This window comes from Streptomyces beijiangensis (genome assembly GCF_017315755.1).
Lineage (GTDB): Bacteria > Actinomycetota > Actinomycetes > Streptomycetales > Streptomycetaceae > Streptomyces > Streptomyces beijiangensis.
Genome location: NZ_JAFLRJ010000120.1, coordinates 1 through 23,466 on the forward strand (window position 1 = coordinate 1; position 23,466 = coordinate 23,466).

General features: G+C 70.6%; 17 protein-coding genes and 1 pseudogene. 6 read left to right on the forward strand and 12 right to left on the reverse strand.

Going from position 1 to position 23,466, the window contains the following annotated elements; all coding sequences use genetic code 11:
* On the forward strand, window positions 1-801 hold an 801-nt coding region (locus J0695_RS13515; protein WP_206962253.1), incomplete at its 5' end, for an FHA domain-containing protein.
* On the opposite strand, the gene J0695_RS13520 is transcribed toward J0695_RS13515, so the two are convergent.
* The gene (locus J0695_RS13520; RefSeq protein ID WP_206962254.1) at window positions 782-1,747 is read right to left on the reverse strand and encodes a methyltransferase domain-containing protein; all 966 of its coding nucleotides are present in this window, start codon (window positions 1,745-1,747) and stop codon (window positions 782-784) included. The two genes, J0695_RS13515 and J0695_RS13520, sit on opposite strands and share 20 nt — an antisense overlap.
* Window positions 1,748-1,816: 69 nt before the next feature.
* Here J0695_RS13520 and J0695_RS13525 point away from each other — a divergent pair, with 69 nt between their 5' ends.
* Complete coding sequence (locus J0695_RS13525; protein WP_206962255.1) at window positions 1,817-2,221, forward strand: globin; 405 nt, start codon at window positions 1,817-1,819, stop codon at window positions 2,219-2,221.
* Between the two features lie 131 nt (window positions 2,222-2,352).
* Entirely contained in the window at window positions 2,353-2,727 is a 375-nt protein-coding gene (locus J0695_RS13530; protein ID WP_206962256.1) for a response regulator transcription factor, read from the forward strand.
* A gap of 7 nt (window positions 2,728-2,734) precedes the next feature.
* Here the strand turns inward: J0695_RS13530 and J0695_RS13535 are convergent, their stop codons facing one another.
* Window positions 2,735-3,409, reverse strand: coding sequence for a hypothetical protein (locus tag J0695_RS13535; protein ID WP_206962257.1), 675 nt, complete (start codon window positions 3,407-3,409; stop codon window positions 2,735-2,737).
* Between the two features lie 265 nt (window positions 3,410-3,674).
* Here J0695_RS13535 and J0695_RS13540 point away from each other — a divergent pair, with 265 nt between their 5' ends.
* The 3 genes from J0695_RS13540 to J0695_RS13550 are packed head-to-tail and all read left to right on the forward strand — an operon-like array spanning window position 3,675 to window position 10,679.
* Complete coding sequence (locus tag J0695_RS13540; protein ID WP_206962258.1) at window positions 3,675-6,998, forward strand: ABC transporter permease; 3,324 nt, start codon at window positions 3,675-3,677, stop codon at window positions 6,996-6,998.
* Window position 6,999: 1 nt separating this feature from the next.
* A complete protein-coding gene (locus J0695_RS13545) occupies window positions 7,000-9,720 on the forward strand; it encodes an ABC transporter permease (protein ID WP_206962259.1) in 2,721 nt (906 codons plus the stop codon).
* Window positions 9,717-10,679 carry an ABC transporter ATP-binding protein gene (locus J0695_RS13550; RefSeq protein ID WP_206962260.1) on the forward strand — a complete coding sequence of 321 codons (963 nt, stop codon included), beginning with the start codon at window positions 9,717-9,719 and terminating at the stop codon, window positions 10,677-10,679. The genes J0695_RS13545 and J0695_RS13550 overlap by 4 nt, the downstream gene beginning before the upstream one ends.
* Before the next feature lie 96 nt (window positions 10,680-10,775).
* Here J0695_RS13550 and J0695_RS13555 read toward each other — a convergent pair whose 3' ends face one another.
* The 10 genes and pseudogenes from J0695_RS13555 to J0695_RS13600 all read right to left on the reverse strand — a co-directional run.
* Window positions 10,776-12,332, reverse strand: coding sequence for a GMC family oxidoreductase (locus tag J0695_RS13555; protein WP_206962261.1), 1,557 nt, complete (start codon window positions 12,330-12,332; stop codon window positions 10,776-10,778).
* On the reverse strand, window positions 12,322-13,851 hold the full coding sequence (locus J0695_RS13560; protein ID WP_206962262.1) for an APC family permease: 1,530 nt from the start codon (window positions 13,849-13,851) through the stop codon (window positions 12,322-12,324). Before J0695_RS13560 ends, J0695_RS13555 begins: the two co-directional genes overlap by 11 nt.
* Window positions 13,852-13,908: 57 nt before the next feature.
* A complete protein-coding gene (locus tag J0695_RS13565) occupies window positions 13,909-15,381 on the reverse strand; it encodes an aldehyde dehydrogenase family protein (protein ID WP_206962263.1) in 1,473 nt (490 codons plus the stop codon).
* A 138-nt stretch (window positions 15,382-15,519) separates the two neighbouring features.
* Entirely contained in the window at window positions 15,520-16,212 is a 693-nt protein-coding gene (locus J0695_RS13570; RefSeq protein WP_206962264.1) for a DUF8010 domain-containing protein, read from the reverse strand.
* Entirely contained in the window at window positions 16,209-16,652 is a 444-nt protein-coding gene (locus J0695_RS13575; protein WP_206962269.1) for an acyl-CoA thioesterase, read from the reverse strand. Before J0695_RS13575 ends, J0695_RS13570 begins: the two co-directional genes overlap by 4 nt.
* Window positions 16,652-18,316 (reverse strand): energy-dependent translational throttle protein EttA, encoded by a 1,665-nt coding sequence (ettA, locus tag J0695_RS13580; RefSeq protein WP_206962265.1) that lies wholly within the window; start codon window positions 18,314-18,316, stop codon window positions 16,652-16,654. The genes J0695_RS13575 and ettA overlap by 1 nt, the downstream gene beginning before the upstream one ends.
* 119 nt (window positions 18,317-18,435) lie before the next feature.
* Window positions 18,436-19,839: an LAETG motif-containing sortase-dependent surface protein gene (locus J0695_RS13585; protein WP_206962266.1), complete on the reverse strand. Its 1,404-nt coding sequence runs from the start codon at window positions 19,837-19,839 to the stop codon at window positions 18,436-18,438.
* 201 nt (window positions 19,840-20,040) lie between these two features.
* Complete coding sequence (locus tag J0695_RS13590) at window positions 20,041-20,460, reverse strand: single-stranded DNA-binding protein (RefSeq protein ID WP_206962267.1); 420 nt, start codon at window positions 20,458-20,460, stop codon at window positions 20,041-20,043.
* A gap of 120 nt (window positions 20,461-20,580) precedes the next feature.
* Window positions 20,581-22,434, reverse strand: a complete 1,854-nt coding sequence (locus J0695_RS13595) for a YfjP family GTPase (RefSeq protein WP_206962268.1) — start codon at window positions 22,432-22,434, stop codon at window positions 20,581-20,583.
* Window positions 22,434-23,466, reverse strand: a pseudogene (locus J0695_RS13600) (ATP-binding protein); the annotation flags it as partial. The gene J0695_RS13595 and the pseudogene J0695_RS13600, both read right to left, overlap by 1 nt.

Genomic DNA, 23,466 nt, shown 5'->3' on the forward strand with positions numbered 1-23,466 from the left:
CAGCAGCAGGAGTTCCAGCAGCAGGCCCCGCCTCCTCCGCCGCCGCCCTCCTTCCAGCAGCAGGCGCCCCCGCAGCAGCAGTTCCAGCCGCAGCAGGGCCAGCAGCAGGCGCCTCCGCAGCAGACGCAGCACCCCCAGCAGACGTCGCCGCCGCAGCCGAACGGCGACGACTGGCTGCTGCCGCCACCCTCGCAGCAGGAGTTCCAGCGGCAACAGCAGCCTCCGCAGCAGCAGTTCCAGCAGCAGGCGCCTCCACAGCAACAGCAGCAGGAGTTCCAGCAGCAGGCTCCGCCGCCGCAACAGGAGTTCCAGCAGCAGGAATTCCAGCCGCAACAGCAGCAGCACCAGCAGCAACCCCCGCAGCAGGCGCAGCAACCGCAGCAGCCCCAGGGAACGCTCGCCTGGTCGGCCACCATCGGCCCCGACCGCGAGTACTTCATGGCGATGATGCACCGCAGCGGCCCCGACGCCGCGGGCCTCAACCTGCCCGCGTACTCCCCGGAGCAGCAGCGTCCGCTGGTCGGCAACCAGATCACCATCGGCCGCCGCCGGCACTCCACCGGCGAGTCCCCCGACATCGATCTGTCGATCCCGCCGGAGGACCCGGGCGTCTCGCACCAGCACGCGGTGCTGGTCCAGCAGCCCGACTCCAGCTGGGCGGTCGTCGACCAGAACTCCACCAACGGCACCACGATCAACGGTGGCGAGGAGCCGATCCAGCCCTACGTCCCCATCCAGCTCCAGGACGGCGACCGGGTCCACGTCGGAGCCTGGACGACGATCACGGTCCACCGGGGCTGAGCAGCCCGGCCAGCTCCCACACATAGGGACCGCCCGGATCGTCCAGCCAGGCCCACTGGCCGCCGTCCCGGAGCGTCACGCCGTACCTCTCCCTCTGCGGGCGCTTCTCGCGCTCCCAGAGGGAGAGTGCTTCCTGGGGGTCCAGACTCCCGGCGGTCAGCGTCAGCAGGAACCGGAACAGTCCGTTCTGCAGCGCTTTCCTCGGCAGCCCGCCGATGTGCTGGTGCACGCCGACGCCCGCGCCCCGCAGCGGCACGAAGTACGCGGGCGTGTGCAGGAACCGCCCCTCCGCGTGCGTCGCGTCCCGCACCTCCAGCAGGATCAGCCCGCTGGAGAGCGGCGCCAGGATCAGCGCCCCCGCCCTGCACTGCTCCGGCCATGCGTGCGGTACGGCGGGGAGCGTGCAGGTCGCGATGATCCGGTCGTACGGCGCCCGTGCCCGACACCCGCGCGCCCCGTCCCCCGCCACCACCTCGGGACGGAACCCCGCGGCGGCCAGATGGGACCGGGCGGAATCCGCGATCTCCACGTCGTACTCGACGCTCGTCACGGACCGCTCGCCGAGCCGGTGCGAGAGCAGCGCCGCGTTGTACCCGCTGCCCGCCCCGATCTCCAGCACGGTGTCCCCGTCCCGCACCTTCAGCTCCTCCAGCATCCTGGCCATCAGCGACGGCTGGCTGCTGGAGGAGACGAGCTCCCCGTCGCGCATCCGCGTGCCCAGCGGCTCGTCCGTGTACACGCCCTTGAGCCAGCGCTCGCGCCGCCCGGGATCGGGGTCCTCGCCCCAGAGCCGCTCGGGGACCCCGTTCCCGCCCGTGAAGAAGTACGGCACGAACAGATGCCGGGGCACCTCGGCGAACGCCGCCCGCCAGGCGGGATCCGTCAGGGCACCGCCCCGTACGATCTCCCGCACCAGCGCCTCCCGCAATTCCCGGTGTGCGCTCATGTCTCCACTCTGCTGCAGCCAGGTCGTAGGACCAAGGTCCTCCGCCGCGGCGTCTGCGACGATGGGGGTGTGACAGAGATCCCGCACGGCACCCTTCAGGAGCAGACCTTCTACGAGCAGGTCGGCGGCGAGCCGACCTTCCGCCGTCTGGTCCACCGCTTCTACCAGGGAGTCGCCGAGGACCCGCTGCTGCGCCCGATGTACCCGGAGCAGGACCTCGGTCCTGCCGAGGAGCGCCTGGCCCTGTTCCTGATGCAGTACTGGGGCGGCCCGCGCACCTACAGCGACGACCGGGGCCACCCCCGTCTGCGGATGCGGCACGCGCCCTTCGTGGTCGACCGGGCGGCGCACGACGCATGGCTGCGGCACATGCGGGTGGCGGTCGACGAGTTGAAGCTCTCCGCCGAGCACGAGGAGCAGCTCTGGCGGTATCTGACCTATGCGGCGGCCTCCATGGTGAACACCGAAGGCTGAGCACCGAAGGCTGAGCACCGAAAGCTTTTCACCAGGCACTGATCGTCACGGAACCGTACGCTCCGCGACAGTCGTGTACGAGTGGCCGGTGCCGGGCCTCGCCCCGTCCCCGCAGCCGCCACCATGTGCTCATGGTCGACGACGTCGAAGCCTGTGCACGCATCCTGGCCGCCGCACTGCACTCGGTCGCCGCCGGGAACCAGCTCTTCGCACCCGCCGTGGCCCGCCGCCTGATGGAGGCGGACCCGTACAAAGACGCCGGCGGCGACCGGCCGCTTCCGGATCTCTCCCGGCTCACACCGCGTGAGCTGGAGATCCTGCGGCTGGTCGCCACCGGCGCCGACAACTGCGCCATCGCCGGCCTGCTGACGGTGAGCGAGGCCACCGTGAAATCACATCTGAGCCGGGCGATGACCAAGCTCGGGGTGTGCAGCAGGGCGCAGGCGGTGGTCATGGCGTACGAGACGGGACTTGTGGTCCCGCGTCACTGCCGGACGGACCACTGACGGGTCGTCAGGACACGTACAGCTTGGTCGGCTTGGGGTAGTTGGACCGGTAGCCCTTGAGTGCCCGCACATCGGCCGGCTTCATCTTGATGCAGCCGTAGGACTTGTAGTCGCCGTTGCCGTCCCAGCGCGTCGGCTCGCTCGTGCCCTGCTTGCCGTTGGAGAGCATCTCGCTGTGGACGAAGAGCTCGGTCCTGTTCTGGCCGCTCTTCCCGCCGCCCTTGCACCGCTTGTTGCCGATGTCCCACGCGATGCCGTGCACGGTGCCGACGTGGTTGTTGTAGAAGGTGCCGATGTTGTACGTGGCGTTCGGCAGCCAGCCCTGGTTCGGGATGCAGGCGTTGCGGCCGATCTTGTTGTTCGCCGCACCGAGCCCCGAGCCCGCCCGCCAGGTGGAGAGCGTCCAGGTGCGGACCTTGTCGGGGTTGACCACCTGGACATACACCAGGCTCAACCGCGAGTTGGACGGGTCCTTGCTGTTCTTCTTGAACTGCAGATACGTGTAGCTCTTCGCCGCAGCCGCCTTTGTGGTCGACGTGGTCGACGTGCTCGACGTGGTCGACGTGGTCGAAACACTCACCGCCCCCGCCGAAGCCGGCAGCAGACCGACCGCAGCCACCGCGACCCCCGCGGCGACAACAGCCTGCAACCCTCGTACGGCGTTCCCCCGAGATGCGAACATCTGCATTTCCCCCTATTTCACGACCGGCTGCTCTTCGAGCCGGTGTGCGAGAAACGTACGAGAACACGAGAGCCGCGTCCTCCCCCAGCTGTATGAGACGTCCCTCAACTCTGGGACGAGATGCCATGACAAGACGGAATCCGGAGTTCATTCGCCGGATTCCGGTCACAATCCAGTCAAGGTCGCCCTGCAAGCGGTTACCCAAGGCGGGTGCCGTCTGGCAGCATCCGGAAAGATGTTCGGGGGCGTGGGTCTAGGGGGCCGTGTGACGGGGTTTGTTTTTCTGCGGGTGCGTGCGCACCGGCTCCTGCTGGCGGCCGCGCTGCTCGCCGTACTGCTGACCACTTCGGTACTGGCGACGCTCGCCGCGTTCTCCGGGTCCATCGGCGACGCGGGGCTGCGCAACACCCTGCGCACGCGCAGCGCCGCGGCGGCCACCGTGGTCGTCAAGGCACAGTTGCCGCCGGGCAGGGAAAAGGCGGCGGACACCGCGGTACGACGCCATGCGGACCAGGCCTTCGACGGACTGCCCGTCACCGTACGGAAGCTGAGCCGGTCCGGGCCCTACGCCCTGCCGCGCGAACTCCAGGCCCCTTCGGCCCGCGGCGGCGACCCCGATCTCACCTTCTTCGCGTCCATCGACCGGTCGCGGGTACGCCTCACCGCCGGCGCCTGGCCGCATGCCACCACCGCGGGCGCCGTACAGACCGCGCTCCCCGCGACCGTCGCCAAACAGCTCAAGCTGCGCCCGGGTTCCCGGCTCGCGCTCGTCGACCGGCTCAACGGCAAAAAGGTGACCTCCCTGGTCACGGGCGTCTACGAGCCGGCCGACCGCACCGATCCGTACTGGCAGCTGGACGACCTGGGCGGACGCGGCACCCGTACCGTCAGCTTCACCACCTACGGCCCTCTGCTCACCGACGCCGCCGACCTCACCTCCGGCAGGGTCAGTGCGGGCACAACGTCCTGGCAGGCCAACGGCGACTTCTCCAGGATCACCACCGACCGGATCGACCGGCTGCGGGCCACGGTCGCGGTGGCGCCGACGGCGATGACCGACGACGAGGCGTTCGCGGGCGCGGCGACCTCGACCACCGCCCTGCCCGAGGTGCTCGACCAGGCCCAGCGCGCGCTGCTCGTCTCCCGTTCCACCCTGCTGATCGTGGCGCTGCAGCTGATCCTGCTCGCCGGGTACGCGCTGCTCCTGGTGGCCCGTCTTCTCAGTTCGGAGCGGGCGGGCGAGACCGAACTGCTGCGCGCACGCGGCGGGTCGAAGCGCCGTATCACCGCGCTCTCCGCCGTCGAGGCTCTGCTGCTCGCCGTGCCCGCCGCGCTCTGCGGGCCCCTGCTCGCCGGTCCGCTCACCCGGCTCCTGGCCGGGCAGGGCGCACTGTCCCGCATCGGGCTGCAGCTGGACTCCGGGGCGAACGGCAGCGTCTGGCTGGTGGCGGCCGCGGTCGCGCTCGGCTGTGCCGCGGCCGTCATCGCGCCCGCGCTCTCGGCGGGCCGCCGCAGCCGCGGCCGTACCGCGTCGCTGCCCGCCCCGGTGCGCGCGGGGGCCGATGTCGGACTGCTGGTCATCGCCGGTGTCGCGTACTGGCAACTGGACCGCCAGACGTCGGGGAGCGGCGCTCTCACCGGCGACCAGGGGGGCAAGCTGGGCATCGATCCGCTCCTGGTGGCCGCACCCGCACTGGCGCTGCTCGCCGGCACCGTCCTCACCCTGCGGCTGCTGCCGCCCGTCGCGAGGCTCGCCGAGCGCAGAGCCGCGGGCGGCAGGGGGCTTCCCGCGGCGCTCGCGGGCTGGCAGTTCAGCCGCAGACCGCTGCGTAACGCGGGCCCTGTGCTGCTGCTCGTACTCGCCGTGTCGATGGGCATCCTGGCGGTCGGCCAGGGCGCCTCCTGGGACCGGTCGCAGTCCGACCAGGCCGACTTCCGCTCGGGCGCCTCCATCCGGGTCCTCGGCAGCGACACCACCCAGCTCGGCCAGGCCGGGATCTACGCCGATATGCCGGGCGTACGGGACGCGGCGCCCGTCTCCCGCAGCTACGTCAGCCTCTCCGGCAGCAGACAGGCGACCGTACTGGCCGTGGATCTCGCCCACGCCCCCGACCAGTTGATGCTCCGCGACGACCTCACGGACGAGCGGCGCGGCAAGCTGCTGACGTCCCTCACCGGCGAGACGGCCACCACCCCCGGCGCGGTCCTGCCCGACAACACCGCCCTGTTGAAGGCGGAATTCCGGCTCACCTCCGACAGTTCCCCCGGCGGGGTCTCGCCCGAAGGGCTGAGCACTTCGGTGTCGCTGCTCGTCGAGGACCGCTACGGACTGCCGTACCGCCTGGTGATCGGCGATCTGCCGGCCGACGGCCGCCCCCATGTCCTCACCCTCGACCTGGCGAAGGTGGCCGAGGCGCCCGCGGGCAGGATGGCGCAGCCGATCACCGTCACCGGTCTGGAGAGCGACCTGACCGAGCCGATGGCGTCCGAGCACCAGCGCCTCGACCTCCAGTCGCTGCGCTCCGTCACCTCCGCAGGCGCCGAGAAGCCGGTGGCGCTCCCCGCCGTCGCGCAGTGGAAGGCGACCTCGCTCGTCCAGGCGAGCATGACCGATTCGCCGGCGCTCGCCGGCAACGTCCAGCTCTCCTCATCGCCGCAGGCGCAGCTGTCCGCGCCCTTCACCACGGGCTCCTCCTCCCGGGATGTCTGGGGCGGTGTCCCGACGCAGACCGTCCGGATCACCGCGATACGTCCCCCCGCACCACCGCTCACCGCCGTCGCGACCGACCAGTACCTGCGCTCCACCGGGGCGAAGACCGGGGATCTGGTGGACGTGCCGCTGGGCAACGAGCGAGCGAAGGTGCGGATCGTACGGTCCGTGCGCGAGCTCCCGACCACGGGACCCGGCGCCTCGGGCACCGTCGCTCCGGGGGCCTCGACCGAGGCCCCCGGCGGCTCCCTGCTGCTCGACCTGCGCGCCGTCAACCGGACGCTCGCCGCGAAGCCCGACGCATCCCTCGCCCCCACCGAGTGGTGGCTGGCGACCGCTCCGGGCAAGGAGGCCCAGGTGGCCGCGGCCCTGCGGGAGAGGCCCGACATGGACCCCAGCCAGATCCTGGTCCGCGGCGAGGTCGCCACGGAGCTCCTGGACGACCCGCTCGGCGCGGGCCCCCAGTCCGCACTCGCCGCGGCCGCCGTGGTCGCCGCGGCGCTGGCCGCGGTCGGCTTCGCGGTGAGCGCGGTGGGTTCGCTGCGCGAGCGTTCCGAGGAGTTCGCGGTACTGAGGGCACTGGGCGCCCCGCGCCGCCAGCTGGCCCGGATGATCGCCGCCGAACAGGGCGTGCTGATCGCCATCGCCCTGCTGGTGGGCCTGGCCCTGGGCACCGTACTCACCAGAGCCGTCGTCCCGCTGATCGTGCTGACGGCGCAGGCCGCCCAGCCGGTGCCGCACGTACTGGTGCAGCTGCCGGCCGGGCGGATCGCCGTGCTGCTGGTCTCGGTCGCCGCCGTACCCCTGCTGATCGTCGCGGCCATCGCGCTGCGCCGTACCGATCCCGCAGTGTCCCTTCGCCACCAAGGAGGCAACTGACATGCCGGCACCAGCCGTTGCCCCCTGGGTACGCACCAGACTGCGCACCGCGCCGGGCGCAGCCACCGCGCTCGCCGTGCTGGTCCTGCTGACCAGCTGTCTCGCCGCGGCGTTCCCGCGCGGCGTCGACACGTACGAGGACCGAGGCCTGCGTCACGCGATCTCCGAAGTCGCCGCGTCCCAGGCCGTCATCGAGGTGTCCACGCTGGGACCCGACATCACCCTGCGGCCCGACGAGCGCGCCGGTCTGGTGCGCCCCCGCGCCGTCGCGAAGGTCTACCAGCAGCTGCTGCAGCAGATACCGGGACCGCTGCGGATCGACAACCCGCAGGCGTCGTACGGCTACCGCACCATCAAGCCGCTGGAGACAGGCGACCCCTGGCTGGCCATGCCCGACGGCGTACCGCCGCAGGTCACTGTCGCCGCCCAGTCGGACCTCGCCCGGCACGCCCGCGTCGTGCAGGGCCGGCTGCCCACGGCGAAGGGTCCGGTGTCGGAGGATTCCGCGGAGGGCGAGGCCGCTGTCACCAGGGCCACCGCCAAGACCCTGCACATCAAGCTCGGTTCGGTGATCCATTCGCCGAACGGCATGGGTGGGCAGCTGTCCTTCCGTATCACCGGGATCGTCGAACCGGTCCGCCCCCAGGACAGCTACTGGTCCGTCCAGCCGATCCTTCGCACCCCTTCGCTCACCCCGATCCCCTCCCCCGATCCCAAACCGTCCAGGTACTGGATCGCCGGTCTGCTCCTGGCGCCGGAAGCCGCCCCGCTGCTCGCATCGCTCCCGGAGAACGCGGAGCTGTACTGGAACCTCCCTCCGAACCCCAGCGGCGTGACCTCGCACGAGCTGTCGCAGCTCACCACGCTCATCGCCTCGCTGGAGAGCGGACCCCGGCTGGAGAAGATGAAGACCGTCGCCGGCGACTCCACGGAGGTCAGGACCGGCCTCGACGACGTCTTCGCCCGGTACAAGAAGATCCGCGACTCCATCAGTCCGGTGGTGGCCGTCGCCGCCTTCGGCACCGGGACGGTCGCCATGATCGTCCTGCTGATGGCGGGAGGCCTGGCCGCCGCGCGCCGGCAGTCCGAACTCGCCCTGCTGCGCTCGCGCGGCGCTTCGATGCGGGGACTCGGCGGCCGTCTCGCGGCGGAGACCGCGGTGGTCGTCCTGCCCGCTGCCGCACTGGGCTTCGGCGCGGCCCTGCTGGCCGTCCCCGAGGGCCGAACCGGACCCGCCGTGGCCGGCGCGGTCGCGGTCGCCGCCGTGGCCGCTCTCGCCCTGCCGGTGCGCGCGCTGGCCGAACACCGGAGGCCCCAGGTCAACGGCGACCGCCAGGACGTCGTACGGACCAGACCTTCGCGGCGCCGTACGGTCGCCGAACTCACGCTCGTCGTCCTGGCCGTCGGCGCGGTCGTCGCCCTGCGCAGGCGCGGCACCGCCGCCGGGGCGGACCAGCTGGTGAGCGCGGCGCCTGTGCTCGTCGGGATCATCGCCTCACTGATTCTCATACGGCTGTACCCGCTGCCCCTGCGCTGGGCGGCACGTCCGGCCGCCCGGCTGCGTACGGCGGTCGGATTCCTGTCGCTGGCCAGGGCCGGACGCTCGTCGGCCGGCGGCGTGCTGCCGCTGCTCGCACTGCTGACGGCGCTGACCACGGCCGCGTTCGGAGGCTCGGTGCTGGCCGGGGTGGCGGACGCCCGTGACCGCGCCGCGATGCTGGACATCGGTGCGGACGCCCGGATCAGCTCGCTCGATCCGCTCCCCGCCCGACTGGCGGGACAGGTCTCCGAACTGCCGGGCGTGGACGCGGTGACCGCCGTCGACGTGGAGTACGACGTGGCGCTCCCCGACCAGGGGGCCCGCATCCCGGTGCTCGGCGTGGACCCGTCGTCGTACGCCGCGCTCGCCCGCCACACCGGCTTCGGCCCCTTCCCCGCCGGACAGCTGGCGCACCGCGGGGGTGCGTCGGCCCCGCTGCCCGCGCTCGCCACGCCCGCCGTCGCGAAGCGGTTCGGCACGGGTCCGCTGAACATCAAGGTGGCGGGGTACGACCGCACCGTCAGGATCGTCGCCGTACGCGACCGCACGCCGGGCCTGCCCGACCAGGACTTCCTGGTGGTGGACAACGCGGGCCTCGGCAAGCCGCCGCCCACCGCGCTGATGATCACCGGCAGCCCGGCAGGGAAGGCGCTGAGGGCGGCCACGCACGGTCTTTCCGCGAGCGTGCAGCTGCGGGCTGAGGAGCGGCGCGCGCTCGTCGACTCGCCGATGCAGACGGGCGCCGAGCGGATGTACACCCTCGCGGTTCTCGCGGGCGCGGGCTTCGCGGCCCTTGCCCTGCTGCTGGCCCTGCTGCGGGCGGCCCCCGAACGGGCCGCTCTGCTCGCCAGGCTGCGCACGATGGGCCTGACCCGGCGCCAGGCCCGGGGGCTGCTCGTACTGGAAGCCCTGCCACAGGCCCTGCCGGCCGCGGTCGGCGGGGCGCTCACCGGGTGGGCGGCGATCCGGCTGCTGTCCTCCGGGATGAATCTGGACGGCCTCGCGCTGGCCGGCGGTTCGCTGGTGCCGGATGGCGGCGTACAACTGCAGCCCGATCCCTGGTCGTTGGCGCTTCCCGCGCTCTGCGTGGTGGCACTGGCGACCGCCGTGGCCGCGCTGCAGGCCTGGTGGAGCGGGCGGCGTGGATCGATCACCGAACTCAGGGCAGGGGACGCACGATGACGGACACCTCCACGGAGACCACGCTGGCCGATCTGGAACAGCGTGCGTCGGCGCGCCGCGACCGGCCCTCCTACGGCCATGACGCGCTGATCGCCTGCGACCGGCTGGTACGGATCTTCTCCACCGACGGGGTGGAGGTGCAGGCCCTCCAGGGGCTCGATCTTCTGGTCGCCCAGGGCGAGTTGATGGCCCTGGTGGGCGCGTCGGGCAGCGGCAAATCGACGCTGATGAACATCCTGGCGGGACTGGACGTACCGACGGCGGGCGCGGCCAGTGTCGCGGGCTGCGATCTGCTCGCCATGGACGCGAAGGCGCGGCTGCGCTACCGACGCGATGTGGTCGGCTTCGTATGGCAGCAGACGGCACGCAACCTGCTGCCGTATCTGACCGCCAGTCAGAATGTGGCGCTGCCGATGCAGTTGCGCGGACGGTCGGCCAAGCGGGCCGAGCGTGCGGAGTCGCTGCTGACGATGCTGGGCGTCGCGCACTGCAAGGACCGGCGCCCGCACCAGATGTCGGGCGGCGAGCAGCAGCGCGTGGCGATCGCGGTGGCACTGGCCAACGGGCCGTCCGTACTGCTCGCCGACGAGCCGACGGGCGAGCTCGACTCGCACACCGCCGAGCAGATCTTCGGCGCTTTCCGCACCGCCAACGAGGAGTTGGGCACGACGATCGTGATCGTCACGCACGACCAGGCGGTGGCGGGCGAGGTCCGCCGTACGGTCGCCATCCGCGACGGCCGCACCTCCACGGAGGTGCTGCGCCGCACCCACGTGGACGAGGCGACGGGCGAGGAGTCGGTGGTGGCGCGCGAGTACGCGATGCTCGACCGGGCGGGACGGCTCCAGCTGCCCGCCGAGTACACGCAGGCGCTCGACATGAAGCACCGGGTGATGCTGGAACTGGAAACGGACCACATCGGCATCTGGCCGGACATTTCAAGCCCGTCCGGCGATTGAGGACACCAAAAGCCCGTCCGGCGATTGAGGACAAGCGGCCGAAGGCCGCGTACAGGGGTCCGGGCCGACAAAGCCGACCCGGACCCACCCGCCGAACTAGACCGCGTCGGCCCTGACCATGTCAGCGCACTTCTCGCCGATCATCATCGTCGTGATGCACGGATTGACGGTCACCAGCTCCGGCATGACCGACCCGTCGCACACCCGCAGCCCCTGGATCCCCTTGACCCGCAGCCGCGCGTCCACCGGCGCCATCGCATCGTCGTCCGCGCCCATCTTCACCGTCGAGGCCGGGTGGTACACGGTGTTGTGGGTCTTGCGGATGTAGTCGAGCAGCTCGTCATCAGTCTGTACGTCCGGCCCCGGCGCAAGCTCCGCACCCGTCCACCCGCTCAGCGCGGGCCGCGCTGCGATCTCGCGGGCGAGCTTCAGTCCGTACGTCATGACGCGCTCGTCGTGCTCGTGCGTGAAGTAGCGCGGGTCGACCATCGGCTTGTCGCGGTAGTCCCGGGTCCGCAGCCGCACCGTGCCGCGCGACTTCGCCTGCGTCACGTTGGGGGTGAGACAGAAGGCGTTCTCGGTGGTCGGGTAGCCGTGCCGGGCGGTGTTCATGTCGAACGGCACCTGCCCGTAGTGGAACATCAGGTCCGGCCGCTCCAGACCCTCCTGGGTGCCGGCGAAGATGCCGATCTCCCACCACTGGGTGGAGGCGGTGACCATGGGCTGCTTGGCCTCCCACATGATCACGCCCTCGGGATGGTCCTGCAGGTTCTCGCCGACGCCCGGTGCGTCGACCACCACGTCCACGCCGACTTCGCGCAGATGGGCCGCGGGCCCGATGCCGGAGAGCATCAGCAGCTTGGGGGTGTCGATCGACCCGCAGGAGACGATGACTTCACGGCGTGCGGTGACGGTACGGGTGTGGATGAGATCGGGGTCGAGATACTCGGCGCCCGTGCACCTGCGCCCGGCGTCGATCAGCAGCTTCTTGGCGCGCACCCCGGTGCGTACGGTCAGATTGGGCCGCTTGCCCATGATCGGGTGGAGATAGGCGACCGACGACGACTGGCGGACGTTGTTCTCGTCGGAGTTGATCTGAAACCAGTTGGCGCCCCTGACCACCGTCTCGCCCGCGTTGAACTGCGTGGTGGGTATGCCCTGTTGGGCGCAGGCCTCCAGGAGGGCCGCACCGCAGGGGTCCGCCGACTTGACGTTGCGTATCTTCACCGGGCCCGTGCGGCCGTGATGGTCGCCGGGCGCGTCATTGGTCTCCAGGCGCTTGTAGAGAGGGAAGACATCGCCCGCTCCCCACCCCGTACAACCGGCTGCCGCCCAGGCGTCGAGGTCTTCGGCCGGAGCCCAGAAGGCGATGCACGAGTTGTGCGAGGAGCAGCCGCCGAGGACCTTGGCCCGGGCGTGGCGCATGAAGCTGTTGCCCTTGGGCTGCGGCTCGACGGGGTAGTCCCAGTCGTAACCCGACTCCAACAGGCCCATCCACTGGTCGAGTTGGAGGATGTTGTCGTCGCCGACATCCGAGGGTCCGGCCTCCAGGACGCAGACGGTCACCGAGGGGTCCTCGCTGAGCCGGGCGGCGACGACATTGCCGGCCGTGCCGCCACCGACGATCACGTAATCAAATTCTTCAGTGGACATCCTCGGTCTCCTTCTCTTCTATGACGGCGGCGTGGTCGGCGAGGACACCCGTGCGATGGCGCTGGATGAACCAGTAGTAGGCGAAGCCGCCGAGCAGCACGATCCCCACGAAGAGGAAGGCGCCCCAGCGCAGGTACCAGTGGTACGGCGCCGCCGCGTTGTAGACCTCGGCGCGCGGCCAGGCGAGGTTGAGGGTCATGAAGCCGCCCCACACCACGGCGACCAGGTTGACGGGCAGTCCCCAGCGGCCCAGCGAGAACTTGCCGTCGCCGGCCGGGGTCCACTTCCCGCGCAGTCGCGCCACCAGCATCGGTGCGGTGACCAGCAGATAGGCCACGTAGATCATGATGATGCCGATACTCGTGACGACCGAGAAGATCTGCGGCTGACGGATGTTCACCAGCAGGACGCCCAGGGCGAGTACGCCGACGATCACGGCGGGCAGCACCGGTGTCCCGAAGCGCGGGCTGACCTTCGCCATCAGCTTCGCCGCGGGCAGGTTGTTGTCACGGGACATCGCGAAGGCGAGCCGGATGGCGGCGGTGTGCACGGCGAGCGCGCAGACGGTGACCGCGATCAGCACGCACCAGAGCATGAGCTTTCCGCCGGTTTCGCCGAGCACGTCCAGGACGACGTACTGCAGTCCGTCCGTCGTCATGCCCTTGCCGTCGAGGTTGCCGACGCTCATCAGCGCGAGGATGAGGATCAGCCCGCCGAGCACGAAGGAGGCGAGCAGCGCCCGCAGGATCGCGCGCGGTGCGTTGCGCGAGGGGTCCATGGACTCCTCGCCGAGGGAGGCCGCGGTGTCGAAGCCGTACATGACGTACGCGGATGCGAGCGACGCCGTCAGGAAGGCGCCCATGTAGCCGAAGTCCCCTGTGCCCCCGTGCCCGTGCGTGTCGAGCACGACGTCGGGGCCGCGCACGACATTGACGGCGAAGAGCACGATCAGTACGACGGTGGCGACCAGTTCGAGGAAGACACCCGCTGTGTTGATACGGGCCATGAGCTTCACGCCGAAGGCGTTGACGAGGGTGGTGAAGAGGATCAGCACCGCGGCCAGGATCACGGCGTTGGTGGCGACGTCGTACTTCCCCGTGCCGTCCCCGACGATCTGGAAGGCCTCGGATATCTGGGGCAGGGTCGCCTGGTAGGCGAGCGCGACCGCGGCGATCGACACGATCGAGGCGAGCAGCATCATCCAGCCCGCCAGCCAGCCGACGTGTGGTCCGCCCAGCTTCTTCGCCCAGTTGTAGACCGAGCCTGCGACCGGGTAGCGGGCGGCCAGTTCGGCGAAGCAGAGGGCGACCATCAGCTGGCCGACGAAGACGAGGGGCCATGACCACCAGTAGGCGGGGCCGCCGAAGCCGAAGCCGAAGTAGAAGAGCTGGAAGGTGCCGGTGAGGATGGAGATGTAGCTGATACCGGCGGCGAAGGTGTGGAAGTTGCCGAGCGAACGCTTCAGTTCTGGTCTGTAGCCGAACTCGGCGAGTTCGGCGTCATCCTTCGTCATGCTCATGACCAGACTCCAAGTAGGCAGGTGCGTGGGGTGTGTTGCGCGTGGATCACCGGGGTCTCAGCCCGCGAACCAGTGCTGCGGCTCGGGTGCGGTGTTGCGCCAGATGTGCTTCGTCTCCTGGTACTCGGCGAGCCCGGCGGGACCGAGCTCGCGGCCCGTACCTGACTGCTTGAAGCCGCCCCACTCCGCCTGCGGGACGTAGGGGTGGAAGTCGTTGATCCACACCGTGCCGAGCCGCAGCCGGGCGGCGACACGGGCGGCCCTGGCCTCGTCGGTGGTCCAGACGGCGCCGGCGAGTCCGTAGACGGTGTCGTTGGCGAGGGCGACCGCCTCGGCCTCGTCGTGGAAGCGCTCGACGGTCAGGACGGGCCCGAAGGACTCGTCGCGTACGACGGACATGTCGCTGCGGCAGCCGTCGAGAACGGTCGGCGGGTAGTAGTGACCGCCCTGCAGCGCCGGGTCGGCCGGACGCTCGCCGCCGCACCGCAGCACGGCGCCCTCGGCGATGCCCGCGGCGACGTACGCCTCGACCTTCTCGCGGTGTGCGGCGGAGATCAGCGGCCCGGTCTCGGCGTTCTCGTCGAACGGGCCGCCCAGCTTGATGAGTCGGGCCCGCCGTACGAGCTCGTCGACGAAGCGGTCGTGCAGCGAATCCTCGACGAGCAGTCGGGAACCGGCCGAGCAGACCTGCCCGGAGTGCAGGAAGATCGCGGCCAGCGCCATGTCGAGCGCCGTGTCGAAGTCGGCGTCCGCGAAGACGATATTGGGGTTCTTGCCGCCCAGCTCCAGAGCGGTCTTCTTCACGGTGGGAGCGGCGGCGGCCATGATGCGCCGCCCGGTCAGCAGCCCGCCGGTGAAGGACACCAGATCCACATCGGGGTGCTCGGAGAGCGGCGCCCCGGCCTCGGGCCCGGCGCCGAGCACCAGGTTGGCGACGCCGTCGGGCAGCCCCGCCTCCTGGAGGAGCTTCATCAGGTGGATGGCGGTGTGCGGAGTCAGCTCGCTGGGCTTCAGTACGAAGGTGTTGCCCGCCCCGATCGCCGGTGCGACCTTCCACGCGGTCTGCAGCAGCGGATAGTTCCAGGGGGTGATCAGCCCGCAGACCCCGACCGGCTCCTGCACGACACGGCTGTCCACGACCGGATTCCCGGTGTCGACCACGCGCCCGGCGGCCTGGGCGGCGACGAGGCTGCCGAAGTAGCGGAAGCAGTTGGCGATGTCGTCCATGTCGTACGCCGACTCGACCAGGCGCTTGCCCGTGTCGAGCGACTCGGCCCCCGCGAGCAGGTCCTTGTCCCGTACGAGAAGATCCGCGACCCGCCCCAGCAGCGCGGCCCGCTCGGCGACCGGCGTCCGCGGCCAGGGCCCTTCGTCGAAGGCGTGGCGGGCGGCGGCGATCGCGGCGGCGGTGTCCTTGGGACCCGCCTCGTCGACGGTCGCCACGAGGGAGCCGTCAGCGGGGCACCGGATCTCACGGGTCCGCCCGTCGACGGCTTCGGTCCACTGGCCGCCGATGAAAAGCTCGGGCATATCTCGGATCCTCCGGGGGGTGCTGGAACAGGGCTGTCCCGGGCCCTGCCCCTCCGCACGGAGATCATTCCTACAAAATCACCCAAAGTGACAACGGTCACTTTGGGTGCATCGTTCTTGCTTTATTGCACAGCCGCTTTATGCGGGCGTAACGCTCAGCCCACCGAGGGCCGATGCCCTGCGTACGGCGATCGACCCGTACGGCGTCCGCAGCCGCAGCCACGCCCCGGCGGTCAGCAGCGCGAGCGGCTGCTCCCCGGCGGCACGGCCCGCGGGGACCATGGCCCGCACCGGCCGCAGGAAGCCCAGCGACTGGGCAGCATGGGCGGCCCGTACGGGAAGCTCGGTCTCGCCCAGCGTCCGGGACCAGATCTCGCGTCCGATCCGGTCGAATTCGGCGCGGGTACGGCTCTCGGCCGGCAACTCCTCGGTCCGCGTACGGAATTCGGCGACGACGGCCGCGACCTCCGCCTGCACCGCGCCCGGCGCCGGCAGCCCGTCCAGCTGCTGCCAGCCGCTGCGCGGCGGCAGCACACCGGCCCACGGGGGGCCGGTCACGGCGGCGGGGACATCGGCGGCGGACGCCAACTCGTCGACGGACTCCAGGAGTTCACCGGCGGAGACGGTCGCGTCGAGGGCGACAGGGTCCGCGAGGCGCGCCGTACGGATGGCCAGCACCTCGAAGGACGGCGGCCGTCCGAACACGGCCAGCGTCCCGTTGCCTGCCTGCAGTCGCACCGCGGCGGCCCGGTCGTAATGGATCAGCCGGGCGAGGAAGGCGGCGAGATCCGCCGCCTCCCCCGCGTCGGCGAAGGCAAGTCGCGCCGTCATGCGGCGAGCGCTCCCGGCTCGTCCAGGTACGCCTGGAGGAAGGACTTCTCCTCGGCCGTGATCCGCCGCGGAACCTGCGCCTCCAGGTTGAAGGGCACCACCACGGTCGAAGCCCTCACATACACCACCGCATTTGAATTGGACGCAGCGGGGTCCTTGACCTCGTAGGCGATGGTGAGCGAGGCCGCACCTATCTTCGTCACCCACGACTCGATGGTCACCGGCGCGTGCCGGTGGACCAGCGGCCGCACATAGTCGATCTCGTGCCGGGCCACCACGGACCCGCCGGAGAAGGACGGCGACCCGTCCCCCGGCGCGAGCCGGAACATGAAGTCGATGCGCGCTTCCTCCAAGTACCGAAGAAACACGACATTGTTGACATGCCCGAAGGCATCCATGTCCGACCAGCGCAGGGGGCACGAGTAGATATGACGCACGATCAGCCTCGGGTCAGCTTCTTGTACGTGGCACGGTGCGGGCGGGCGGCGTCGGCGCCGAGACGCTCGATCTTGTTCTTCTCGTACGACTCGAAGTTGCCCTCGAACCAGTACCACTTGGACTCACCCTCGTACGCGAGGATGTGCGTCGCGACCCGGTCCAGGAACCAGCGGTCGTGGGAGATGACCACGGCCGCACCCGGGAACTCGAGCAGCGCGTTCTCCAGCGACGACAGGGTCTCCACGTCGAGGTCGTTGGTGGGCTCGTCGAGGAGCAGCAGGTTGCCGCCCTCCTTGAGCGTCAGCGCCAGGTTCAGACGGTTGCGCTCACCGCCGGAGAGCACGCCCGCGGCCTTCTGCTGGTCCGGGCCCTTGAAGCCGAACGCGGAGACGTACGCCCGCGAAGGCATCTCGACCTGGCCGACGTTGATGTAGTCCAGCTCGTCGGAGACGACGGCCCACAGCGACTTCTTCGGGTCGATGTTGGCGCGGGACTGGTCGACGTAACTGATCTTGGCGGTGTCGCCGACCTTGATCGAACCGGAGTCCGGAGTCTCCAGGCCCAGGATCATCTTGAAGAGCGTCGTCTTGCCGGCGCCGTTCGGGCCGATGATGCCGACGATGCCGTTGCGCGGCAGCGAGAAGGACAGATCCTCGATGAGGAGCTTGTCGCCGAAGCCCTTCGAGAGGTTCTCGACCTCGATGACGATGGAGCCCAGACGCGGGCCCGGCGGGATCTGGATCTCTTCGAAGTCCAGCTTCCGCATCTTGTCCGCCTCGGAGGCCATCTCCTCGTAACGGGCCAGACGGGCCTTGGACTTGGTCTGACGCCCCTTGGCGTTGGACCGCACCCACTCGAGCTCTTCCTTGAGGCGCTTGGCGCGCTTCTCGTCCTTCTTGCCCTCGACCTTGAGGCGAGTGGCCTTCTTCTCGAGGTACGTGGAGTAGTTGCCCTCGTACGGGATCGCGCGCCCGCGGTCGAGCTCGAGGATCCACTCGGCGACGTTGTTCAGGAAGTAACGGTCGTGAGTGACGGCGACGACAGCGCCCGTGTACTTCGAGAGGTGCTGCTCAAGCCAGTTCACCGACTCGGCGTCGAGGTGGTTGGTGGGCTCGTCGAGGAGGAGCAGGTCGGGTGCCTCGATCAGCAGCTTGCAGAGCGCCACACGGCGCTTCTCGCCACCGGAGAGGTTGGTGACCGGCCAGTCGCCGGGCGGGCAGCCCAGGGCGTCCATGGCCTGCTCCAGCTGGGCGTCCAGGTCCCACGCGTTGGCGTGGTCCAGGTCCTCCTGGAGCTTGCCCATCTCGTCGAGCAGCGCGTCCGAGTAGTCCGTCGCCATGAGCTCGGCGACCTCGTTGAAGCGCTGCAGCTTGCCCATGATCTCGGCGGCGCCGTCCTGGACGTTCTCCAGCACGGTCTTCGTCTCGTCGAGCTTCGGCTCCTGCATGAGGATGCCGACGCTGAAACCGGGCGAGAGGTACGCCTCACCGTTGGACGGCTGCTCAAGGCCCGCCATGATCTTCAGCACCGTGGACTTACCGGCACCGTTGGGGCCCACGACACCGATCTTCGCGCCGGGCAGGAAGTTCAAGGTGACGTCATCAAGGATCACCTTGTCGCCGTGCGCCTTACGCGTCTTGCGCATGGTGTAGATGAACTCAGCCAAGAGAAACCGTCCGGCGTTAGATGTGTGGGCAGATACACCCCAGTCTGCCGTACGTCCATCCCCTGACGAAAACGGCCCCGGTGCGCCAAGGGCTCACCGGGGCCGGAGTCACCGACTGATTACTCAGCGCTGCCCGAGTTCGACTTCCTGCGGAGGAAGAAGACCGCGCCGCCACCCAGTACCACCAGGGCGATCGCGATGCCCGCGATCATCGGGGTGGTGCTCGACGAACCGGTCTCGGCGAGGTTGGTCCCCGTGCCGCCCGTGGTGTCGCCGCCGACCGAGGCCGGGCTCGGCTGGGACGAGGGCGCGCTGCTCGCGTCCTGAGCCGCGGTCTTGCAGTCCAGGACGCCCTGGAACTCCTTGCTGAAGCCCCCGGGCCCGGTGATCGTGAAGTCGTACGCCTGGTCCTCGGCGACCGGGATGGTCACGGTGCGCGACTCCCCGGCAGCGATCGTGTACGTCTTGCCCGCCAGCTCGAAGGTGAAGGCCTCCGTGCCGGTGTTGCCCGCGGTGATGTCCACGCCGCCCTTCGCGCAGTTCTTCTGCGCGGAGACCGCCGGGATGGCACCCTTCGTGCCCCAGGTCGCGGTGGCGCCGGCCGAGACGGTCGACTCGCTCGATCCGGCCAGGATCTGGGTCTGGCTGCCGGTGCCGCTCGCGAAGGCCCGGCCGACCGGCACCCGGGTGGTGGCCTGGACGGTCAGCGAACCGCTGCCGGCCGGGGCGTCAGCCGGTACGTCGAAGAACAGCTTGGCCCCGTTGGTCACCGGAGCGGTGACGGGCTTGCCCGCGGCGTCGACGATCTTGACCCCGGCGTCCGCGAGGCCTGCGCCCTGCGCGACGGTGACGCTGTCGGCGTCGGTGTGCACGGTGACCGGGCCGAGCTTCTCGCCCGCCTTCCCGGAGACCGCGCTCTGGTCCAGGGTCAGCGAGGCCTTGGGCTCGCCGACATTGGCGGCGTGGTCGGTGAGCCAGTCGGCCAGCTTCGCCGCCTGCTTGTCGACGGCGTCGACCTTGACGTGGTCGGAGTAGCGCCAGATCGCGACCTGGGTGCCCGCGGCCGCGGTCCCCTCGCTCAGCGCACCGGTGCCGGCCTCCTTGGCGAGCGCGGCAAGATCGTTGACCTGCGGGAAGGAGTTCTGCAGGATCCAGCGGATCTTCCCGGCGTCACCGTTCGAGCCGAGCGAGGTCTGGGCCCAGGGGGTCTCCAGGTACGACGCCTGCTCCTTGGTCGGGTGCTGGATGTCGATGCAGTACGTCGACAGCTTGCCGCCGCCGCTCACCGTCATCTCGAACAGCCCGGCCGACACCTTGCGGTCGCCGTCGACATCGTGGAACACGGCGCTGTCGTACGTCTTCAGGCCGTCGATCGTGGCGGACGCGCCGCCCAGTTGCTGCTGCGGTGCATCGTCCGCGGCGGCCGCACCCGCTCCGGCCACCACACCCGCCGCGACCAGACCCGAAACTACGATCGCGGTGGTGAAACGGGCGACGCCCCGCCTGCCTATGGCAGAAAACACAGAATTCCCCTCCGGGCGAGGCTCTTTCGCGCGGTGCGCGCAGTGGGGAGTGCCTCGCCTGCAGACTCAAATGCCTCATGAGTACCCGCAGATCCTAGAGAAGCAGGCGCATCAGAGTCCCCCTCAATGCGCGCTACAACCATTCCGACTCGGAATCGTTATCCCGAACACCCCGTCCGACCTGGGCCGATTGCCGCATCTTCACGCACGGGCCGCATACGGAACGGAATCTTTCGGGCGGTCCGTCAGAAATGACTCGACTTTCACCACCCGTTTGAATGCCGAGGTCCCCCGTGCCAGATCGTGCCCCACCGTCACGGCGTCGACATCGGCCGAACAGCGCCACCGTCCGTCCCGCTCCTCCTCGCGCACCCTCAATCTGCCGTGCACGACCACGGGTTCGCCGATCGAGAGGGAGCTGGAGAGATTGGCGGCGAGCGACCTCCGCGCCCACACCGTGTAGAAGCTGGCGGGCACGTCCACCCACTGCTCCCGCTGCCGGTCCCAGCGCCGCGGCGCCACCGCGAGCCGGAACCGGGCCACTTCGTCATCCCCGCTGCCGTGCTGCTTCACTTCCGTGGCGACATTCCCCACCAGCGTGACCAGCGTGTCATTGCTCATCTCGGCCTCCCCGCCCGGACCTTGCCCGGCCCTTGTCCGGTCCTTGTCCGTCCCTTGCCCTGCGATCAATGTGTGATCCCATGCTGGACCGGACGCGGGAATCCCGCCGGGGCCTGTGGACTACTGCCCGGTTGTGGACAACCCCGCCACCGTCGCGTACTGCTCCCGCACCTCCCGGTACCGCAGCAGCTCCGCCGAGACCGGGTCGAGCACCTTCGCCCGCCCGCACCCGGACGCCGCCTCCCGCAGCCGCCGTTCGGTCTCCTGCCCGTACCGCCGCGCAGGACCGCGAGCCGCGGCCGAGCACGCCCACTCCACCAGCGGTCCGCCGAGCGTCCCGGCCAGCAGCACGAGCAACGGCGTCTGCAGCGACACATCGAGCAGTCCGCAGACCGCACCGAACAGCCAGATCACACCCAGCACTTGATGCACCGTCATCAGCACCTGCGCGAGCACCGCACTCGGCCACCAGGCGGGCCGCGCCGGCCGCCCGTTCCCCGTCGCCTCGACCGCCAGTACGTCCAGCGCCCGCGGCAGCTCCTCGGCCCCGCGCACCGCGGCCTCGCGCACCGCCTGCGCCCAGGGCGCGGGCAGTCCGGCCGACGCCTCGTCCGCGACCGTACGCACCGCCTGCTCCACCCGCTGCCGGGCGGTGATCTCCGTCTCGGGCGCTTCCGTCTCGGGCTCCACCACCGGCTCAGGGCCCCCAGGGGCGCGCGAGGCCTCGTACCAGCGCCAGAGCCGCAGCCAGGGCGTCCCGCACGCCTTCACGGCATTCCTGCGCCACTCCCGCTCCGCCGCCTCGCCCGCGGCCACCGCGCCCACCGCCTCGCCGAGGCCCTCTCCGAACTCCTCGCGCGCCCGCTCGTCCAGCCCGGGATGCCCCTCGGCGACGTACACCGGACGCAAGTCGGCCGCCGCCGCGTCCACATCGGCGGCCAGCCGGCGCGCGGCCGCCCCGCGCTCCCCCACGAACTGCCCGAGCATCTCCCTCAATTCACCGACACCGTCCCCGGTCAGCGCGGAGAGCGCCAGTACGGTGGCCCCCGGTTCGCCGTGCTCGCCGAGCGCCATCCCGTCCTCGTCGAGGAGCCTGCGCAGATCGTCGAGGACCTGGTCGGCGGCCTCGCCGGGCAGCCGGTCCACCTGGTTGAGCACCACGAACGTCACTTCGGCGTGGCCCGCGAGCGGCCGCAGATAGCGCTCGTGGAGCGCGGCATCCGCGTACTTCTCCGGATCCACCACCCACACCACCGCGTCGACCAGTTCCAACGCCCGGTCCACCTGCTCCCGGTGGACGGTGAGGGCCGAATCGTGGTCGGGCAGGTCGATCAGTACGAGACCGTGCAGTTCGTCACCGGGCCCGGCCCCCTGCCACGGCCTGCGCCGCAGCCGCCCCGGAACCCCGAGCCGGTCGAGAAGTCCGGCCGCCCCGTCCGTCCAACTGCAGGCGATGGGGGCGGAGGTGGTGGGCCTGCGCAGCCCGGTCTCCGAGATGGACACGCCGGCCAGGGCGTTGAAGAGCGTCGACTTGCCGCTGCCGGTCGCACCGGCGATCGCGACGACGGTGTGCTGCGAGGAGAGCCGCTGACGGGCGGCGGCCTCGTCGAGCACCCGGCCCGCCTCGCCGAGGGTCGAGCCTTCCAGCCGGGTCCGGGAGAGCCCGACCAACTCGCGCAGGGCGTCCAGCCGTACGCGCAGATCACCGGTGTACGAGGTCGGGCGCGGCAGATCCGCGTAGGCCTCGGGCAGGGGGCGCAGCGCGCCTTCGCGCGCCGTGCCGCGCTCGCTGGCGCGCCGGGCGATGAACCCGTCGTCCCAGCCCTTGGAGGGGCTCGCTGCGGCGTCATTGCGGACGCTCTCGTCGACCGCCTCAACCACCTCAACCACCTCAACGACGCCTGCAACTACATCTGGAGCTTCAACAACATCAGCCGTGTCCGCCGTGTCACCGGTCACCGTCGTCCCGCTCATCACTCACCACTCCTCTTCAGCACAGACAGTGCGGCAATCAGTTCGGCCTGCGACTCGGGCCCGACATCCAGCGCGTCGAGCGGCGCGAGCCGCCGGTCGCGCTCCCCGTCCAGGACCTGGTCGATGCAGTCACCGACCAGCACCGCACCCTTGTCCCGCAGCCTCAGCGCACCGTGAGCGCCGATCCGCATCGCCAGCCGCTCCCCCGCCCGGCGCGCCCGCCGACCGCCGAGCAGCGCGGCCGCGAGCAGGGCGGCCACCGCCTCGGGATCGGGCGCCGCCGAGCGCTCCAGCACCCGTACCTCTTCCTCCGCGAGCTCCTCCAGAACGCGCCGCCAGCGCCGTACGACCACCCCGATCCGCTCCCGGGCCTCGCCCGTCACGGCCTCGGGCCCCTCCAGCGCCGCCTCCCGTTGCCACTCCTCGCGCACCCGCTCGTCGGCGGCGGCGACGGCGCACTCCAGGAGCGCGGTCAGGCTCTCGACCAGCGCGTCGAGCAGCTCGGCGGAGGTGGAGTCCACCGGATAGCCGCGCCACCGGGTCCTGGCATCCCCGGCGAGCACCGCGCCGGCCTTGAGCTCGCGACGTACCCGCTTGCCCTCGTTTCCGTACGCCTGCTCGACCGTGCCCGCGAGCCGCACGGCCGCGGCGTACTGACCCGAGACGGCAGCGGCCAGTTCGGGCATCCGGGACCGCAGCGAGGCGATGACTCCGCCCGCCGTCCGGTCCAGGGCCTGCTGACGGGCGGCGGGGTCCTGCGCCCGGTGGGTGAGCCAGGCCCGCAACGGCGCGACGGCGGTCGTGGGCAGCAACCCGCTGCCGCCACCCGCGGACTCGGGCAGCTCGGGAATCGTGAAGCGGGGCACCTCCCCCAGCCCGGCCCGGGTGAGCAGCGCCCCGTACTGCCGCGCCACCTCCGCGATCACCTGATGGGGCACCCGGTCGAGCACGGTCACGAGCGTGGCGTTGTACTCCTTGGCGGTACGCAGCAGATGCCAGGGCACCGCATCGGCGTACCGCCAAGGAGTACAA

Bases quoted from the DNA above. Each gene is read 5' to 3' on its own strand.
- J0695_RS13520 (WP_206962254.1), bottom strand. From the start codon at position 1,747: ATGAGCGCACACCGGGAATTGCGGGAGGCGCTGGTGCGGGAGATCGTA.
- J0695_RS13530 (WP_206962256.1), top strand. From the start codon at position 2,353: ATGGTCGACGACGTCGAAGCCTGTGCACGCATCCTGGCCGCCGCACTG.
- J0695_RS13535 (WP_206962257.1), bottom strand. From the start codon at position 3,409: ATGTTCGCATCTCGGGGGAACGCCGTACGAGGGTTGCAGGCTGTTGTC.
- J0695_RS13545 (WP_206962259.1), top strand. From the start codon at position 7,000: ATGCCGGCACCAGCCGTTGCCCCCTGGGTACGCACCAGACTGCGCACC.
- J0695_RS13550 (WP_206962260.1), top strand. From the start codon at position 9,717: ATGACGGACACCTCCACGGAGACCACGCTGGCCGATCTGGAACAGCGT.
- J0695_RS13555 (WP_206962261.1), bottom strand. From the start codon at position 12,332: ATGTCCACTGAAGAATTTGATTACGTGATCGTCGGTGGCGGCACGGCC.
- J0695_RS13560 (WP_206962262.1), bottom strand. From the start codon at position 13,851: ATGAGCATGACGAAGGATGACGCCGAACTCGCCGAGTTCGGCTACAGA.
- J0695_RS13565 (WP_206962263.1), bottom strand. From the start codon at position 15,381: ATGCCCGAGCTTTTCATCGGCGGCCAGTGGACCGAAGCCGTCGACGGG.
- J0695_RS13570 (WP_206962264.1), bottom strand. From the start codon at position 16,212: ATGACGGCGCGACTTGCCTTCGCCGACGCGGGGGAGGCGGCGGATCTC.
- J0695_RS13590 (WP_206962267.1), bottom strand. From the start codon at position 20,460: ATGAGCAATGACACGCTGGTCACGCTGGTGGGGAATGTCGCCACGGAA.
- J0695_RS13595 (WP_206962268.1), bottom strand. From the start codon at position 22,434: ATGAGCGGGACGACGGTGACCGGTGACACGGCGGACACGGCTGATGTT.